Annotated in this window: 19 protein-coding genes and 1 tRNA gene; 12 read left to right on the top strand and 8 right to left on the bottom strand. The window is 69.0% G+C overall.

The window, feature by feature from the left end:
* The first annotated feature begins 3 nt into the window (after positions 1–3).
* The 8 genes from ISU10_RS08355 (at position 4) to ISU10_RS08320 (ending at position 8,260) form a co-directional block, all read left to right on the top strand.
* Positions 4–915: a catechol 2,3-dioxygenase gene (locus ISU10_RS08355; protein WP_194695930.1), complete on the top strand. Its 912-nt coding sequence runs from the start codon at positions 4–6 to the stop codon at positions 913–915.
* 10 nt (positions 916–925) lie between these two features.
* Entirely contained in the window at positions 926–2,035 is a 1,110-nt protein-coding gene (locus tag ISU10_RS08350; protein WP_194695929.1) for a histidine phosphatase family protein, read from the top strand.
* A 93-nt stretch (positions 2,036–2,128) separates the two neighbouring features.
* Positions 2,129–3,226, top strand: a complete 1,098-nt coding sequence (locus ISU10_RS08345; protein WP_194695928.1) for a PEP/pyruvate-binding domain-containing protein — start codon at positions 2,129–2,131, stop codon at positions 3,224–3,226.
* Positions 3,227–3,248: 22 nt separating this feature from the next.
* Positions 3,249–5,054, top strand: coding sequence for a PEP-utilizing enzyme (locus ISU10_RS08340; RefSeq protein ID WP_194695927.1), 1,806 nt, complete (start codon positions 3,249–3,251; stop codon positions 5,052–5,054).
* 66 nt (positions 5,055–5,120) lie between these two features.
* Positions 5,121–6,455 (top strand): Rieske 2Fe-2S domain-containing protein, encoded by a 1,335-nt coding sequence (locus tag ISU10_RS08335; RefSeq protein ID WP_194695926.1) that lies wholly within the window; start codon positions 5,121–5,123, stop codon positions 6,453–6,455.
* A gap of 126 nt (positions 6,456–6,581) precedes the next feature.
* Positions 6,582–6,773 (top strand): hypothetical protein, encoded by a 192-nt coding sequence (locus ISU10_RS08330; RefSeq protein ID WP_228500174.1) that lies wholly within the window; start codon positions 6,582–6,584, stop codon positions 6,771–6,773.
* Positions 6,766–7,422: an HAD family hydrolase gene (locus ISU10_RS08325; RefSeq protein ID WP_194695925.1), complete on the top strand. Its 657-nt coding sequence runs from the start codon at positions 6,766–6,768 to the stop codon at positions 7,420–7,422. Before ISU10_RS08330 ends, ISU10_RS08325 begins: the two co-directional genes overlap by 8 nt.
* 10 nt (positions 7,423–7,432) lie before the next feature.
* Positions 7,433–8,260, top strand: a complete 828-nt coding sequence (locus ISU10_RS08320) for a serine hydrolase (RefSeq protein WP_194695924.1) — start codon at positions 7,433–7,435, stop codon at positions 8,258–8,260.
* 81 nt (positions 8,261–8,341) lie between these two features.
* Here ISU10_RS08320 and ISU10_RS08315 read toward each other — a convergent pair.
* Positions 8,342–8,431, bottom strand: a tRNA-Ser gene (locus tag ISU10_RS08315).
* A gap of 122 nt (positions 8,432–8,553) precedes the next feature.
* On the opposite strand from ISU10_RS08315, the gene ISU10_RS08310 reads away from it, so the two are divergent.
* From ISU10_RS08310 to ISU10_RS08300, 3 genes are read left to right on the top strand one after another with little or no spacing between them, the layout of a single operon-like run.
* Positions 8,554–9,672, top strand: a complete 1,119-nt coding sequence (locus tag ISU10_RS08310; RefSeq protein ID WP_194695923.1) for a sensor histidine kinase — start codon at positions 8,554–8,556, stop codon at positions 9,670–9,672.
* Complete coding sequence (locus ISU10_RS08305; protein ID WP_194695922.1) at positions 9,669–10,349, top strand: response regulator; 681 nt, start codon at positions 9,669–9,671, stop codon at positions 10,347–10,349. Before ISU10_RS08310 ends, ISU10_RS08305 begins: the two co-directional genes overlap by 4 nt.
* 59 nt (positions 10,350–10,408) lie before the next feature.
* Positions 10,409–11,104: a hypothetical protein gene (locus ISU10_RS08300; protein WP_194695921.1), complete on the top strand. Its 696-nt coding sequence runs from the start codon at positions 10,409–10,411 to the stop codon at positions 11,102–11,104.
* A 6-nt stretch (positions 11,105–11,110) separates the two neighbouring features.
* Here ISU10_RS08300 and tadA read toward each other — a convergent pair whose 3' ends face one another.
* Together tadA and ISU10_RS08290 are read right to left on the bottom strand one after the other, a co-directional pair.
* The gene (tadA, locus tag ISU10_RS08295) at positions 11,111–11,545 is read right to left on the bottom strand and encodes a tRNA adenosine(34) deaminase TadA (protein WP_194696027.1); all 435 of its coding nucleotides are present in this window, start codon (positions 11,543–11,545) and stop codon (positions 11,111–11,113) included.
* A 20-nt stretch (positions 11,546–11,565) separates the two neighbouring features.
* Entirely contained in the window at positions 11,566–12,054 is a 489-nt protein-coding gene (locus ISU10_RS08290; protein WP_194695920.1) for a tRNA adenosine deaminase-associated protein, read from the bottom strand.
* Positions 12,055–12,128: 74 nt separating this feature from the next.
* On the opposite strand from ISU10_RS08290, the gene upp reads away from it, so the two are divergent.
* On the top strand, positions 12,129–12,770 hold the full coding sequence (gene upp, locus ISU10_RS08285; RefSeq protein WP_194695919.1) for a uracil phosphoribosyltransferase: 642 nt from the start codon (positions 12,129–12,131) through the stop codon (positions 12,768–12,770).
* Between the two features lie 72 nt (positions 12,771–12,842).
* Here the strand turns inward: upp and ISU10_RS08280 are convergent, their stop codons facing one another.
* The 5 genes from ISU10_RS08280 to thpR all read right to left on the bottom strand — a co-directional run bounded on the left by ISU10_RS08280 (position 12,843) and on the right by thpR (position 16,507).
* Complete coding sequence (locus tag ISU10_RS08280; RefSeq protein ID WP_194695918.1) at positions 12,843–13,016, bottom strand: hypothetical protein; 174 nt, start codon at positions 13,014–13,016, stop codon at positions 12,843–12,845.
* Between the two features lie 71 nt (positions 13,017–13,087).
* Entirely contained in the window at positions 13,088–14,488 is a 1,401-nt protein-coding gene (locus ISU10_RS08275) for an NAD(P)(+) transhydrogenase (Re/Si-specific) subunit beta (RefSeq protein ID WP_194695917.1), read from the bottom strand.
* Positions 14,485–14,802: an NAD(P) transhydrogenase subunit alpha part 2 gene (locus ISU10_RS08270; protein ID WP_194695916.1), complete on the bottom strand. Its 318-nt coding sequence runs from the start codon at positions 14,800–14,802 to the stop codon at positions 14,485–14,487. The genes ISU10_RS08275 and ISU10_RS08270 overlap by 4 nt, the downstream gene beginning before the upstream one ends.
* Positions 14,802–15,944 carry an NAD(P) transhydrogenase subunit alpha gene (locus ISU10_RS08265; RefSeq protein ID WP_194695915.1) on the bottom strand — a complete coding sequence of 381 codons (1,143 nt, stop codon included), beginning with the start codon at positions 15,942–15,944 and terminating at the stop codon, positions 14,802–14,804. Before ISU10_RS08265 ends, ISU10_RS08270 begins: the two co-directional genes overlap by 1 nt.
* The gene (gene thpR / locus ISU10_RS08260; protein WP_228500199.1) at positions 15,941–16,507 is read right to left on the bottom strand and encodes an RNA 2',3'-cyclic phosphodiesterase; all 567 of its coding nucleotides are present in this window, start codon (positions 16,505–16,507) and stop codon (positions 15,941–15,943) included. Before thpR ends, ISU10_RS08265 begins: the two co-directional genes overlap by 4 nt.
* Positions 16,508–16,541 lie beyond the last annotated feature (34 nt).

Genomic DNA, 16,541 nt, shown 5'->3' with positions numbered 1-16,541 from the left:
ACCTTGGGCATCTTGCGACTGAGCCACGTCGAGGTGCGCTGCCCCGACCTCGAGCTGTCCACGGCCTACTACACCGAGGTGATGGGCCTGATCGAGACCGCGGTCGAGGACGAGGCGGTCTACCTCAAGGGCTGGGACGAGCAGCAGCACCACTCGCTGATCCTGCGCTACGCCCCGACGTACGGCGTCGAGCGCGTCGGCTTCAAGGTGCAGCACGCCGAGGACCTCGACGAGCTCACGAGTGCGATCGAGGGCTACGGCATCGCGACCAAGCGCTTCGCGGCCGGCGAGCTGGGGCCCGGCTCGGGAGAGACGGTGCGGTTTGTCGCGCCGAGCGGCCACACCATCGAGCTGGTGCACGGCATGGAGCAGATCGGCAACGCCCTGCCGCTGCACAACCCGCCCCCGGAGCCACAGGGCCTGTCGGGCATGCACCCGCCGCGCATCGACCACGTCTTCTTGATGTGCGAGGACGTCGACGAGATCACCCGCTTCTACACCGAGGTGCTGGGCTTCCGGCTGACCGAGCAGATCGTCGCCGACGACGGTCACCAGCTGGCCACGTTCCTCGAGCGCACACACACGGCGCACGACATCGCCTTCATCGTCGGGCCCGACGCCGCCTTCCACCACGTCGCGTACTGGGTCGACGACTGGAACGACCTGCGTCGCTCCGCGGACATCGCGGCCTACCACGGGGTGCGCATCGACGCAGGCCCCACGCGGCACGGTGCCACGCGCGGCTGGGGCCTCTACTTCTTCGATCCCGCCGGCAACCGCAACGAGGTCTACACCGGCGGCTACTGGGCCGACCCCGACCGCGAGCCGATCACCTGGACCGAGGCCCAGATGGGTCGCGCCGTCTTCTACTACGAAGGCGTCGTCGACCAGAACTTCCTGACGGTGCACTCATGACGGGACGTTCATGACCGACGAACCCCGAGACCGGCGCGGGCTGCCCAACACGCAGCGGGTAGACCCGCCGCGCTACCTCGCGACGTACCTGGACCGCCAGAAGACCCAGGACCCCACGGAGGGGGACTCGGACGAGAGCCTGCCGCTGTACCTCCGCCGGTTCAGGCAGCGCCAGGGCGAGGACCGCCAAGGGCCGACATCGCTGCCGCTGGAGCAACGCGACATCAGGCCGAACATCGGTCACGGCATGCAGAAGGCGATGTCGGAGGACAACCGCACCAAGGAGATCTCCGCACCGCCGCACGCCAAGAAGGCGGTCGTCGCCGACGTCTACCTGATCCGGCACGGCGAGACCCAGGGGTACTCGACCGAGTCGGGCCTCACGCCGCTCGGCACCTGGCAGGCGCACACCTACGGGCACACCGTGTCGAAGCGCGTCTCCCCCGGCGAGACGATCGTGCTCCGGCACGCCGACACGAACCGGGCCCGCGAGACCGCGCAGAACATCGAGCGTGGTCTGCAGGACGGGCTCGCGATGTTCGACAAGGACGTCAAGGTCCTCGAGCCCGAGCCGATGGAGGAGTTCCGCAACTTCGGCGTCGCCACCCCCGAGGGCATCCGCGACGTGACCGCGGCGTTCCGCAAGTACTACTCCACCCTCGAGCAGTTCGAGCGCACCGCCCTCGGCGACCGTCCGCTCTGGCTGGTCGAGATCGACCGGTTCTGGCGCACCCAACAAGGCGGCGCCGACCCGATCCAGCACTGGCTGCAGATCCCGATGCTGCACTTCGAGCCGCCAGTCATGTGCATACGCCGGTTCTGGACCGGCATTCAACGCCTGGCGCACGAGCACCCTGGCGCCCGGATGATGATCGCCACGCACTCCGGCCCGATCCGCGCCTTCGCGGTCGCCGCCCTGGGCTACGACCCCGGCGAGCCCTACAACACCGAGCACGTGCGCATCAAGGTCTTCGAGGGCGGCACCGAGGCGCTGGTGTCCTACCGCAACAGGGTGCAGGAGATCCACGTGCCGCAGATCTCAACGCTGCCGACCTGGCAGCTCGACGAGGCCTGGGTCCCGCCCCGAGCAGGCGACCAGCCCATGGCCACTAGCGACTGAAGGACGGAGAAGATGTGCCGCAGCTGCCCGGTGGTCGAGGAGCACGAGTGGTGGGTGCATCGCACCGTTACGCCTGTCCCGAGGGTGGCGCGCATGCGTGACGCATCGCCGTACGTCCTGTGGTTCGACGAGTACACCGAGGACGACCGCCCACGCGTGGGCGGCAAGAACGCCTCGCTCGGCTCGATGATCACCGCCGGTCTGCCCGTACCTCCCGGCTTCGCGGTCACCACCGACGCCTACGAGAGCCTGCGATCGCACCCCGACCTCGTGGCCCACGTGCGCGGCCTGCTCGACCCGCTCGACGTGAGCGACTCGCGCCTGCTGCAGAAGGTCGCCGCCGAGATCCGTGAGGCCATCGTCGCGCTCCCGATCCATGCCGACATCGAGGAGGCGATCCGGACGGCGTACGCCCAGCTCTCGGCGCACTGCGGCAGCCCGGCCGGTCCGGAGCAGGGCATCGGGGTCGCCGTACGCTCCTCGGCCACGGCCGAGGACCTGCCCGATGCGTCCTTCGCCGGCCAGCAGGACACCTACCTCTGGATCACCGGCGCTGACTCGGTCGTCGAGCACGTACGCCGGTGCTGGGCCTCGATCTTCACCGACCGCGCGATCGCCTACCGCGAGCAGTTCGGCTACGACTACCGACAGATCTCCATGTCCGTGGGGGTCCAGAAGATGGTCGACCCGCGCGCGGCCGGGGTCGCCTTCACCTTGAACCCCTCGACCGGCGACCGTTCGCAGGTCGCCATCGACGCGTCCTGGGGACTCGGCGAGTCGGTCGTCTCCGGCGAGGTCACCCCCGACAACTTCCTCGTCGACAAGGTGCTGCGCGAGGTCGTCGAGCGCACCATCTCCGACAAGGCGATCGAGTACAGGCGAGTCGACGGCGTCGTGACCGTGTGCGAGGTGGAGGACGAGCGTCGCACCGTGCAGTGCCTGACCGACGAGGAGATCTGCGCCGTGGCGGCGATGGCCCGACGGGCCGAGAAGCACTACGGGCGTCCGCAGGACGTCGAGTGGGCGATCGACCGCGACCTGCCTGACGGCGACAACGTCATCCTCCTGCAGGCGAGGCCCGAGACCGTCTGGTCCAAGGCCCCCCGCGCGTCGGTCTCGCACGGTGCGTACGACCCCTTGACGTCGATCGTCTCAACCCTGGTCTCCCCGATGCACCGCAAGAATCAGTAAGTCCGAGAAGAAGGAAGCAGCAATGGGCGAAAACCGTTTCCCCAGCCCCTTCGAGCTCCCGACGCCGGAGGGCGCCGAGGGTTGGGAGGAGCTGTACCCCTACTCGGTCCTGTTCTCGGAGGGACGCCGTGACTACGAGGACCAGCAGTTCTGGTTCATGGACTCGATGCACTGGGGTTGGGCGATGTCCCCATGGGACGCCGACCACCTGATGTACGCGATCGCCTCGCTGAGCCAGTACAACTCGCGCCACTACCTGGTGCCACCCGCCAACGGCATCGACTTCCGCGTGCACCTCGGCTACCCGTACTTCTCTCCCGTCGGTATCGCCGACGAGGCCGAGATCGGTGCACGCGTTCCGCAGTTCATGGAGCGCGCAGGGCACTACTTCGCCAACTGGGACAGCCTCTACGACAACTGGCTGGAGAAGGTGAAGGCCAACATCGCCGAGCTGGAGTCGGTCGACTTCTCACCTCTGCCGGAGGTAGAGCCGCTCGAGATCGTCACCTCAGGGCGCGGCGTCGGCACCGGCTGGGACCTGCAGGCGGAGTACCACCGCTTCCAGGACCTGGCGCAGAAGATCTGGCAGTACCACTTCGAGTTCCTCAACCTCGGCTACGCGGCGTACCTCGACTTCTTCGGGTTCTGCAAGCAGGCCTTCCCCTCGATCCCCGACCTGGCGATCGCCAAGATGGTCGCCGGCATCGAGGTCGACCTGTTCCGGCCCAACGAGGAGCTCAAGAACCTTGCCCAGAAGGCGATCGACCTCGGCGTGGCCGACGCGTTCGCCAACCCGGACGACGTCGACAAGGTGCACGCGGTGCTGGAGAGCGATGCCGGGCGCGAGTGGCTGGCAGCGTGGGACGAGATCTCTCAACCTTGGTTCAACTTCTCCTCCGGGACCGGCTTCTACTACTACGACAAGACGTGGCTGCAGGATCGCTCCACGCCCTACGGCTTCATCGCCGACTACATCGCCAAGCTCCAAGCAGGCGAGGACATCTCGCGCCCCATCGAGGAGATCCGCGCCGAGCGCGACCGGATCGTCGAGGAGTACTCCGAGCTGCTGGCCTCCGACGAGGACCGCGAGGCGTTCGCCGGCAAGCTCGGCCTGGCGCGGACGGTGTTCCCCTACGTCGAGAACCACAACTTCTACATCGAGCACTGGTCGATGTCGACGTTCTGGAAGAAGTCGCGCGAGCTCGGCGAAATGCTGGTCAAGGAGGGCTTCTTCACCCAGGCCGACGACGTCTACTTCGTGCGTCGTGAGGAGATGGACAACCTCCTGTTCGATCTGTACTCCGCGTGGGCGGTGGGCGCCTCGCCCGCCGGCCCGCACTACTGGCCGAACAAGGTGACCAAGCGCCGCGCGATCGTCGAGGCGCTGCAGAAGTCCCGCCCGCCCAAGGCTCTCGGCCCACCGCCCGCAGTCGTCACCGAGCCCTTCACGATCATGCTCTGGGGGATCACGACCGACTCGATCGACATGTGGCTCAACCCCGACGAGGGCGGTGCCATCACCGGCATGGCAGCCTCGCCCGGAGTGGCCGAGGGCCCCGCCCGCGTGGTGTTCAATGCCGACGACATCGGCGACGTCAGGGACGGCGAGATCCTGGTCGCCCCGATCACCGCGCCCTCGTGGGCACCGGTGTTCTCCAAGATCAAGGCAACCGTCACCGACATCGGCGGCCTGATGTCACACGCCGCGATCGTCTGCCGCGAGTACGGCGTCCCCGCCGTCACCGGCACCGGCCAGGCCACGACGTCCATCGCCACCGGCGACATGATCCGTGTCGACGGCAACACCGGCAAGGTCACCAAGCTCTAGTCATTTCGCTGGTTCAGGAAGGCGCGCCAGCGCCTGTCTCGAAACCCAGTGCGCAAAGGAGTAACAGTGCTCAAGCAGGAGCTGAACGAGCAGCTCACCCAGGTGGGGCCCGGGACCCCGATGGGCGAGATGCTGCGCCGCTACTGGTATCCCGTGGCGTTCGTCCGCGAGCTCGACGAGTGGCCGATCAAGAAGGTGCGGCTGCTCGGCGAGAACTTCGCGCTCTGGAAGGGACCCAAGGGCACCTACGGGATCGTGCAGGAGCACTGCCCCCACCGACGCGCGTCGCTGGTCTACGGGGTGGTCGAGGAGGAGGGGCTGCGCTGCGGCTACCACGGGTGGCTCTTCGACCACACCGGCCAGTGCCTCGACCAACCGGCGGAGCCGGAGGACTCGACGTTCGCCAATCGGATTCAGGCGTTCGCCGGCAAGGCCGAGGCACTCGGGGGCATGGTGTGGGCCTACATCGGCCCGGATCCCGCCCCCGAGCTGCCGAAGTTCGACGTCTACGTCGACGAGGGCTTCAAGGACTGCGGCTGGACGCTGCTCCCCTGCAACTGGCTGCAGATCATGGAGAACTCCGTCGACCCGCACCACGTGGAGTGGCTGCACGGGCGCTACTTCAAGTTCCTCGGCGAGCAGCAAGGCTTCCTGGCGCCGCCCGGCTTCCAGAAGCGGCACATGAAGGTCGGCTTCGACGAGATGGAGTGGGGCATCCTCAAGCGTCGTGTCCTCCAGGGCAACTCCGAGGACAACGACGACTGGGCCGTCGGTCACCCGCTCGTCTTCCCCTACTGCATGCGAGTCGGCGGCGCCGGCATCGAGCAGATGCAGATCCGCGTACCGGTCGACGACAACCACACCTGGGTGGCGTTCTACACCAGCCACCAGCCACCGGGGATGACGGACTTCCCGCAGCAGGTCTACCCGGTCGACTACGAGTTCCCCTGGCTCGATGACAGGGGCGAGCACATCGTCGACTACATCGAGGGCCAAGACATCATGGCCTGGGTGACGCAGGGCGACATCAACGACCGCACAGCCGAGCACCTGGGCAAGTCCGACATCGGTGTGATCATGCTGCGCAAGATGTTCCGCGAGCAGATGGGTCTGGTCGCCGAGGGCCAGGACCCGACCGTGGGCTTCACCCGCGAGCCGCACGACCGCATCGAGCTCCCCTGCGAGAAGGACAAGTTCGGCGTCGACTACACCGAGTTCGCCTTGTCATGGGTATCCGGCGGCTCGATGCGCTACTCCCCCGCGATGGACACGCTGAAGAAGCTGTACGTCGAGGCGGCCACCCTGCGCGGAGACGACACGTGGACCGTGGCCAGGGCCGACGAGATGATCGAGAACTCTGCTGCCGAGGTCGCCCGCCGCAAGCGCCTGGCGAGGGAGTGAGCCGCCCTGAGCACCCAACCCGAGCGGCGCTACCGCAAGGAACCGGCGTGGAGCAACCACGTGGAGGTGCCCGATCCCGTCACCGACCGACGACTGTCGGGCGCGCACTGGTGGGACCCTGATCGCGTGGCCCACACTCAGGACGCGCCGGCGTACTGCCCCTCTTGCGGCGTCTCGCTCGACAAGCCCGGGTCGATCGCCGTCGAGTACTGGGAGGGTGAGCACCGCACCTTCCACACGAGGTGTGGTGCGTGCTCCTGGAGCGGTGACGTGACGAAGGTGGAGCGGATGATCGGGCCCGAGGCGCCGCATGAGTAGTCGTTCGCTGGCGGAGGAGGTCGCGCCGTCTCGCAACCAGGTGCAGGTCGTGCTCTTCGACTTCGGCGGCGTCGTCATCCGCACGCCCTTCGAGCTCGCCAGTCATGAACACGGTCGCGACTGGATGGGGCCCTTCGACCCGGACAACAACGACGAGCTGTGGGAGCTGTCGCAGAGCGGCGAGATCACCGAGCGCGACTACTGGCACCGACGCGCCGCGGAGCTGCACCCCGACAGCGAGGACCCGACGTTCACGTTCATGCGCACGCTCTACGAGCGACCCGAGGACGTCGTCGTACGCCCGGAGATCGTCGCCCTGATCGACGAGCTCGGGCATCGCGAGCTTCGGGTGGCAGCGCTGACCAACGACCTCGCCAAGTTCCACCCCCAGGAGTGGCGGGACCGGATGACGGTGATCCAGCGCTTCGACCCGCTCATCGACCTGTCCCACGCCGGCGTGCTCAAGCCACAGCCGGAGGCGTTCGAGAGGGCGATCGCCGAGCTCGGCGTGCCTGCGTCAGCCGTCGTGTTCCTCGACGACCAGCTGCCCAACGTCGAAGGTGCGACAGCCGCCGGCATGACCGCTGTCTGGTTCGACCCGACGCAGGTCGAGGAGTCCCTCGAGCGGCTCAGGGCGGCCCTCGTCTAGCGTTCGCGCCATGGCCCTCGCCGACGACGTCATCGCGATCTGGGACCACGAGCTGGCCGGCGTCGAGGCCTGGTCGCTCGTACTCCGCTGGCGCGACCTCGACGTGGACGTGCGCGGAGACCTGGCCTACAGCGGAGCCTCGACGATCAAGACGTTCCTGCTGGAGCAGGCCTCGACCCGCCTCGCGTGGGACCAGCCGGTCACCGTGACCAGCGAGCACCTCGCCGAGGGCGACGGAGTCCTCAAGAGCTGGCCGCTCCCGGTGACCGTGCCACTGCACGCCGTCGCACAGCTGATGACCGCACTCTCCGACAACACGGCCACCAACGCCGTCGTCGACACCCTCGGGGGGCTCGAGGTCGTCAACGACGCGCTGGCCGCAGCGGGTGGCTCGTCGCGGATGCGGCGCTGGGTGACGGGAAGGCACTCCGACCCGCGTTGCGACTCGTGGGACGCCTCACCCGCACTGCCGTCGCGCGCCGGGCTCAGCGTGGTCGTGCCCCGCGAGCACGCTGACGCGGTCTCGCGGATGGTCTCCTCGCCCTCACACGCCGTCGCGCGGGCGATGCTGGAGCAGCAGTGGCACCGCGACTCGCTGGCCCGGCACCTGGTCGACGAGACGCCGTTCGCCCACAAGTCAGGCTCTGTCGGTGGCGTCCGCCACGATGGCGGGGTCCTGCTTCCGGGGTCACAGGACGCTGTGGTCGTGCACTGCTTCACCGACGGTCCCGAGCGCGACGAGCTGCTCGATGACGTCGCGGCCGTCGGCATGGGCCGGGCGTTGGCGCGCACGCTGAGGTTGCTCGGCCTCGGCCACCTGGTCGCCCCCGTCGCATGACGGACGACCGGGCTGCTCCGGGACGTCATACGTTCTGGTCGCTATAGCGACCAGAACGTATGACGTTGCCGCGAGAAACCGTGGCGGTGGCGGCGGGATTTGAACCCGCGGTGGACTTGCGCCCACAAACGCTTTCGAGGCGTTCTCCTTAGGCCGCTCGGACACGCCACCGCCGGGAAGGTTACCCGAGGTTCAGGAGGCCCTCGAAATCACGGCCCGGCCGAGCAACCCACCGCGCTCATCGGTCGCGCGACCGATGTGCGCAGGGCCTTGTTCGCCTAGCGTTCCTCTGCGTGACCCGACTCGCGGCCCTCAAGCCACCCCTCCTCGACGCCTGCATCGCCGCGGTGTTCGTGGCGCTCACGCTGGGCGAGGCGTTCGGCCCCAGCGATGCGCCGTGGTGGCGCCCGGTGCTGGGCGCCATCGCGATGGCGTCTCTGGCATGGCGCCGCCGCGCACCCCTCGCCGTGGCCGCGATCGTGGTCGCGGTCAACATCGCCACCAACCCCGAGGGGCAGTTCACGACGCTGCTGTCGCTGGTACTGGTCTGCTTCACGGTGGGGTACGAGACGCGGCCGCCGCAGTCCTACGCGGGTCTGGCGATCGTGATCGTGCCGTTCCTCGCGGTTTCGGTGCGCGACTCCTTCGAGTTCAGCGACGCGGCCGCCGCCCTGGTCTTCTTCGCCGGGCCGTGGGCCGTCGGCCAGATCACCCGACAACGCGCCGCGGCCACCGAGGAGGCCCTGGCGCGCGCGGCGCGGCTGGAGGTCGAGGCCGCCCGGATCGCCCAGGAGGAACGCACCCGCATCGCGCGCGAGCTGCACGACATCGTGTCCCACTCCATCAGCGTGGTGACGATCCAGACCCAGGCCGTACGCCGTCGCCTCGGCCCCGAGCAGGCGCGCGAGGCCGAGGACCTCGCCGCCGTCGAGGCCACGGCACGCGAGGCCCTCGCCGAGATGAGGCGGCTGTTCGGGGTGCTGCGCAGCAGCGGGGAGTCCGCCTCGCTCGCCCCGCAGCCCGGTCTCTCGGAACTCGACCGCCTGGTCGAGCAGGCCACCACGGGCGACCTCACCGCCACGTTGCACGTCGAGGGAGAGCCGGTCGAGCTGAGCCCTGGCCTCGACCTCGCGGCGTACCGGATCGCCCAGGAGGGCCTCACCAACGCCCTGCGTCACAGCGGCGCCCAACACGTCCGGGTCTCGTTGCGCTGGACACCGGCCAGACTCGACATCGAGGTCGCCGACGACGGCCGAGGGCTGTCGGACCCGCCGTCGTCGGGCGGCCACGGCCTGGTCGGCATCCGCGAGCGGGTGGCTCTCTACGGCGGCACGGTGCGCCTCGAGCCTGCGCCCGGAGGTGGCGGTGGCACCCGCCTCGTCGCCCATCTGCCTTTGAAGGGACCCGAATGACCACGCGTCTTGTCATCTGCGACGACCAGGGGATGGTGCGAGCCGGCTTCAGGTCGCTGCTCGAGGCCGAGCCCGACCTCGAGGTCGTGGGTGAGGCGTCCAACGGCCAGGAGGCCATCGACATCGTCACGCGCCTGCAGCCGGACGTCACGCTGATGGACATCCGGATGCCCGTGCTCGACGGTCTCGCCGCAACCCGGCGGCTGGTCGAGGCCGGAGTCGCCACGCACGTACTGGTGCTGACGACCTTCGACCTCGACGAGTACGTCTTCGAGGCGCTACGCGCCGGGGCGTCCGGCTTCCTGCTCAAGGATGCGCCCGCCGAGGAGCTCGCCGCGGCGATCCGCGTGGTCGCCGCCGGTGACTCGCTGCTCGCTCCGGGAGTGACACGGCGCGTGATCGACGCGTTCGTACGCCGGGCCGATCCGGCGACCCGGACCCACGACGTACGCCTGGCCCAGCTCACCCCGCGCGAGCTGGAGGTCCTCGGCCTGCTCGCTCGCGGGCTGTCCAACCTCGACATCGGCGCGCGCCTGTTCGTCTCCGAGGGCACCACCAAGACCCACGTCAGCAACGTGCTGACCAAGCTCGGCCTGCGCGACCGCGTGCAAGCGGTGATCTTCGCCTACGAGAACGGCGTCGTGGTCCCCGGCGCCGAAGATCAGTCGCTCGGCTGAGGCGCAAACCCCTCGCGCGACCGATCCGCGCCGAGGGGGTCTCGTCAGAGAGTCTTCCCATGACGACTTCGACCCAGATCCAGAGCTACGAGACCACCACGACGCCGTCCGCGGCGCCCCGCTCCTCGGCCGTCACGGCCCGCCGTACCCTCCTGGTCGCGGCCCCCGTGCTCGCCGCGGCCTTCACGATCGTCGGTGCCGTCGGCGACCCCGCCGCAGGGATCAACGGCAGCGAGATGATCAAGATCTACATCGAGAACCCGAGCCCCTTGCAGTGGAAGTCCACGGGCTACCACTGGGCCTACGCCTTCTGGATCCTCCCCGCCTTCTTGGGCGCCGGGCTGGTCCGCGGCAAGGGTGCATGGCTGGCCAACGTCGCGGCCCTGCTCGCGTTCGCCGGCATGGTCACGCTGCCCGGCATGCTGATCACCGACTGGTACGCCTCGGCCATCGGCCACGAGTTCGGGCTCGAGGGCACCCAGGCGGTCGAGTCCTACATGGAGTCCACGATGTGGGGTGTTCCCGGCTTCGGGATCGCCGCGATGGCGGGCTTCGTGATCGGGGTGCCGCTGTCGGTCATCGCCTTGATCCGTGCCCGCCTCGTGCGCTGGTGGACCCTGCTCGCGGTGATCGTGCCGCTGGCGGCGCTGTTCGCCAGCCAGGGCGCGGTCTGGGGTGGCCTCATCTGCGCTGCCGGACTGCTGGTGTGGGCGTACTCGCTCCGCGGCGCGGTCAGCCGCTCGATCGCCGGTTGATCGGACTCAGCGGCGCTGCTCGGCGAAGAACTCGTCGAGCAGCGCCGCTGACTCGTTTGCCAGCACGCCGGCGAGTACTTCGGGACGGTGGTTGAGGCGCCGGTCTCGGACGACGTCCCAGAGGCTGCCCACGGCGCCGGCCTTCTCGTCGTACGCGCCGAAGACCAGCTTGGAGACCCGCGCCAACACGATGGCGCCGGCGCACATGGTGCACGGCTCGAGAGTGACCACGAGCGTGCAGCCCTCGAGGCGCCACGAGCCGAGCTCGGCTGCGGCCTGACGCAGGGCGACGATCTCGGCATGACCCGTGGGGTCGTGGTCGCGTTCGCGTACGTTGCGACCGCGGCCGATCACCTCCCCAACGGCGTCCACCACCACCGCGCCGATGGGCACGTCACCGGTCGACAGGGCGGACCGAGCCTCGGTGAGGGCGGCCTGCATCAGGGCGTCGTACGCCGGTCTCAAGCTGAGGCCAGTCCCACGGCCTCGTCGAACAGCTCTCCGAACCCGAGGACGCGAGCGACGTCCGACAGCACCTCGTCGGGGTAGAGGTCCGCTTCCTCGTCGAGGAGCTCGCCCATCTCGGTCGCGCTCAGGCCGAGGTCGGCGAGCAGATCGAGATCGCCGGCGGGCACCTGGTCGTCGTCCTCCTCCAGCGAGGGAAGGCCGAGGGACTCGACGGCCGATGCGGCCAGCTCCCACTCGTCGGCGGCGGTCACGTCCGAGAGCAGCACACGCGTGGTGGTGCCCGCGACGCGGACGATCAGGAAGAAGTCCTCGTCGACGCCCACCAGGCCGACCGCGCCACCGTCGCCGGGGAACCGGCGCAGCGCGTGGGCCAGCGTGTCGACGTCGACCAGGACGTCGTGCACCAGCTCCTGGAGTTGCCAGGAGTTCCCCTCGCGGTAGGCCGCGAGGGCGAAGTCGATGCCGTCTGTCCCATCGGGCACGCGACCAGAGTGGCATGTGCGCCCGGGTGAACCAACCCCTTTCGCCTCCGGCAGCCACCACTAGGGTGCGTGCCATGCGCATCCACGTCGTCGATCACCCGCTCGTCGCACACAAGCTGACCAACCTCCGCGACGAGACGACGGACTCGCCCTTGTTCCGACGGCTGGTCGACCAGCTGGTGACCCTGCTGGCCTACGAGGCGACCCGCGACGTGCGCGTCGGCCCCGTCCAGATCGTGACTCCCGTCGCCCCGACCTCCGGAGTGCGGCTCACCGACCCGCAGCCCCTCGTCGTACCGATCCTCCGTGCCGGTCTGGGCATGCTGGACGGGATGATGCGCCTGCTGCCGACGGCGGAGGTCGGCTTCCTCGGGATGATGCGCAACGAGGAGACGCTGGAGGCCTCGACCTACGCCGAGCGCCTGCCCGACGACCTGTCCGGCCGCCAGTGCTACGTGCTCGACCCGATGCTGGCCACGGGCGGCACGCTGGCCGCCGCCATCAAGTTCCTCACCGACCGCGGCGCCGACGACATCACCGCGATCTGCCTCCTCGCCGCCCCCGAGGGCTGCGAGCGGATCGAGAAGGAGCTCGCCGGCCTCGACGTCCCGGTCACGATCGTGACCGCCGCCATGGACGAGAGGCTCAACGAGAAGGGCTACATCGTTCCCGGCCTCGGCGACGCCGGCGACCGTCTCTACGGCCTGGCCGGTTAGTCTCCGGCTCGCTCCACCGCGAACGTACCGAGCGGGAGTCGACGTACGTCGCCGAGGTTCACGCCGCCGAACCTAGTGCGGGAAGACCTCGACCGTCCCCGTGGCGATCAGCACCATGAGGGTGAGGACGAGGACACCCAAGGCGAGGTACACCCAGGCCTTGCCCACCCGGTCGTCATCGGACTCCGGCGCGTCGTAGTGGTGGCCGTCCGGGCGGCCCATGCGGTCGTCGTGAGGGTCGCTCATAGCGGGTTCAACGACGCCGCGCGCCCCGGGTCATGCCTTCAGGTCAGGGAATCCCGTCGGAGCAGCCACCCTCACTGCGCCTTCACCGCATTGAGCAGCTTGCCGAGGGACTCCTTGGCGTCGCCGAAGAACAAGGTGGTGGTGGGTTCGAAGAGGAGCTCGTTCTCGATGCCGGCGAACCCGGGGCGCATGGAGCGCTTCATGAAGATGACCTGCTTGGCCTCGTCGGCGTTGAGGATCGGCATGCCGTAGATCGGGGCGCCGGGCGTGGTCTTGGCGGCCGGGTTGACCACGTCGTTGGCGCCGACCACGAGGACGACGTCGGCGTTCTTGAACTCGCCGTTGATCTCGTCCATCTCCTTGAGCTGCTCGTAGGGCACCTGGGCCTCGGCGAGCAGGACGTTCATGTGGCCGGGCATCCGGCCGGCGACCGGGTGGATCGCGTAGTCGACCTCGATGCCCCGGGCGGTCAGTACGTCGACCAGCTCGCGCAGGGTGTGCTGGGCCTGGGCGACGGCCAGTCCGTACCCCGGCACGATGATGACCCGCTCGGCGTACGCCAGCAGGATCGCGATGTCCTCGGCGCCGGCGCTCTTCACCGGGCGGTCGGACGCCACGCCCGACCCGAGCGTCGAGCCGCCCTTGAGCGCGCCGAACATGATGTTGGCGACCGAGCGGCCCATGGCACCGGCCATCAGCAGGGTCAGGAACGTGCCTGACGCACCGACGAGCGTGCCGGCCACGAGCAGCAGGGTGTTGGACAGCACGTATCCGCCGGCCGCCACGGTCAGACCGGTGAACGCGTTGAGCAGCGAGATGACGATCGGTACGTCGGCCCCGCCGACCGGCAGCACCAGCAGGACCCCGACCAGCAGACCGAGAAGTGCCAGCACGATGCCGGCGCTCATGCCAGATCCGTTGCCGGCGTCGCCGATGAGGAGACCGCCCAGAACGAGGGCGCCGATCAGGGCGAGCCCGAAGACCACAGGCAGGCCGGGGAAGACCACCGGCCGCGAGGTCATCAGCTCCTGCAGCTTGGCGAAGGTGATGACCGACCCGGCGAACGACACCGACCCGACCAGGATCGTGAACGCCGTCGCCAGCAGGATGAACCAGCCCGGCTCGTCCCCGGCGCCTGAGGTGATCTCGTGGAGCTCCAGCAGCGCGACCAGCGCGGCCGCCCCGCCGCCGACGCCGTTGAACAGGGCCACCATCTGCGGCATCTGGGTCATCTGGACGGTGCGGGCGCCGTAGACGCCGCCGGCAGTGCCGACCGCGATCGCCACCAGGATCAGCGGCACGTGGTCGAGGTCGAGGTAGAAGAACGGGATCGCACACGCGACCACTGCGGCAACCGCTCCGATGATGTTGCCGTTGCGCGCCGTCTTCGGACCGGAGAGACCCTTGAGCGCCAAGATGAAGCAGACAGCGGCGGCGAGGTAGGCCAGCTGCGCCCAGACGGGGATGCTCACGAGTCGGCCCCGTCGCCAGCCGCCCGGACGGCCGGCTTCTTGCGCACGAACATCTGCAGCATCCGGTCGGTGACCAGGAAGCCACCGACCATGTTGACGGCGGCCAGCACGATCGCGACCAGCCCGATGCTCAGCGCCAGCCCGTTGTCGGTCGACCCGGTGACGATGATCGCGCCGAGCAGGATCACTCCGTGGATCGCGTTCGCGCCGGACATCAGCGGCGTGTGCAGCGTCGAGGAGACCTTGCTGATCACCTCGATGCCGACGAACACGCTGAGGATGAAGATCGTCAGCCAGACGACTCCCTCGTCCATCAGGAGGCTCCTTCCAGAGCAGTACGCGTGGGCTCGTGCCGAATCTCACCGTCGTGGGTGACGCACGAGCCGGCCACGATCTCGTCGTCGAAGTCCGGCGCGAACGTGCCGGTCTCGGTCCCTTCGCCTGTGGCGGTCATCAGGGTCAGGATGTTGACGATGTTCTGGGCGTACAGCCGCGAGGCCGGCCCCGGCATCTGCGAGGGGACGTTGCGTCCACCCCACACCTGCGCGTTGCCGATGCGGACCACCTCACCAGCGACCGAACCCTCGACGTTGCCGCCGGTCTCCGCCGCCAGGTCCACGACCACCGAACCCGGTCGCATCTCCTCGACCATCGCCGCCGTCACCAGCATCGGCGCCTGCCGGCCGGGCACGGCCGCGGTGGTGATCAGCGCGTCGGCGTTGGCGATGTAGGGAGTCAGCAGCTCGCGCTGGCGGGCGGCGCGGTCCTCGGTCATCTCGCGGGCGTAGCCACCGGCACCTTCAAGGGTCTCCAGCTCCAGGTCGATCGACTTGGCGCCCATCGACCGGATCTCCTCGGCCGCGGCGGCACGCACGTCGTAGGCGCGCACCACCGCGCCCAACCGCTTGGCGGTCGCGATCGCCTGCAGGCCGGCCACACCAGCACCGAGCACGACGACCTCGGCCGGCTGCACCGTGCCCGCTGCTGTCATGTTGAGCGGGAAGAAGCGGCGCAGCATGCCGGCCGCGACGATCGCGCAGCGATAGCCCGCGACAAGTGCCTGGGACGACAAGGCGTCCATCGACTGTGCGCGCGAGATGCGCGGCACCAGCTCCATCGCGAAGGCCGTGATGCCGCAGTCACGCAGGTCGATGACGGCGTCCTGCTCGAACGTCGTGGGGAGGAAGCAGACCGTCGACGCACCGCGACGCAGCCGCCGGATCCGCTCGATCGTCAACGGCTGCACCGAGACGACGACGTCTGCGTCGACGATGGCATCGGCGTCGATCACCGCGCCCGAATCGACGTACTCCTCGTCCGACAGCAACGCGTGCTGGCCCGCACCGGGCTCCACCGCGACGTCGTAGCCGAGCGAGGTCAGCTTGCCGACGAGCTCGGGGACCATGGCCACCCTGGACTCGCCGTCGCGGGTCTCGGCCGCCACTGCGATCTTCACGCAGGTGACCTTAGTGGGAAGGAGGCGGTGGCTTCGTAGCGCGGTCGGTTGCGGGGGCCCTCGCCGAGGTAGGACGCGACCAGCTCCACGCTGTCGACGGTGAAGGGCGGCCCGACGTACGCATCCAGCAGCCGGACCCACGACGTGGACTCCTGCGGGTGTCTCAGGCGGGCGACGGTCAGGTGCGGCTTGAACCTGGCGCCATCGATGGCGATACCAGCCTTGCCCGCCGCGGCCCGCACGCCGGTGGCCAGTCGACCCAGCTCGACCCTGGCCGGGTCGTCGAGCTGGAGTCCTGCCCAGAGCGCCCTTGCCCTACCTACGTTGGGGAAGGCGCCGCCACCGGTGATCTTCGCGGCGAACGACGTACGTCGGGAGGCCGCGCGTTCGAGTCGCTCCTCGAGGTCGTCGAGACGGCGTTCGGGTACCTCGGCCAGGAACGCCAGCGTGATGTGCATCTGCTCGCGCGGCACCCACCGGAAGTCGTCCGCCTCGCGTCGGGCGTCGAGGAACTCGTCGAGGTGGTCGAGCACGTCGTCGGGAGGGATCACCGCCGCGAACATGCGCACCCGCTGGAGCGTACGACGCTCCCGCCTG

The organism is Nocardioides agariphilus (assembly GCF_015352445.1).
Classification (GTDB): domain Bacteria; phylum Actinomycetota; class Actinomycetes; order Propionibacteriales; family Nocardioidaceae; genus Nocardioides; species Nocardioides agariphilus.
This window is presented reverse-complemented; position numbering and strand designations above follow the sequence as displayed.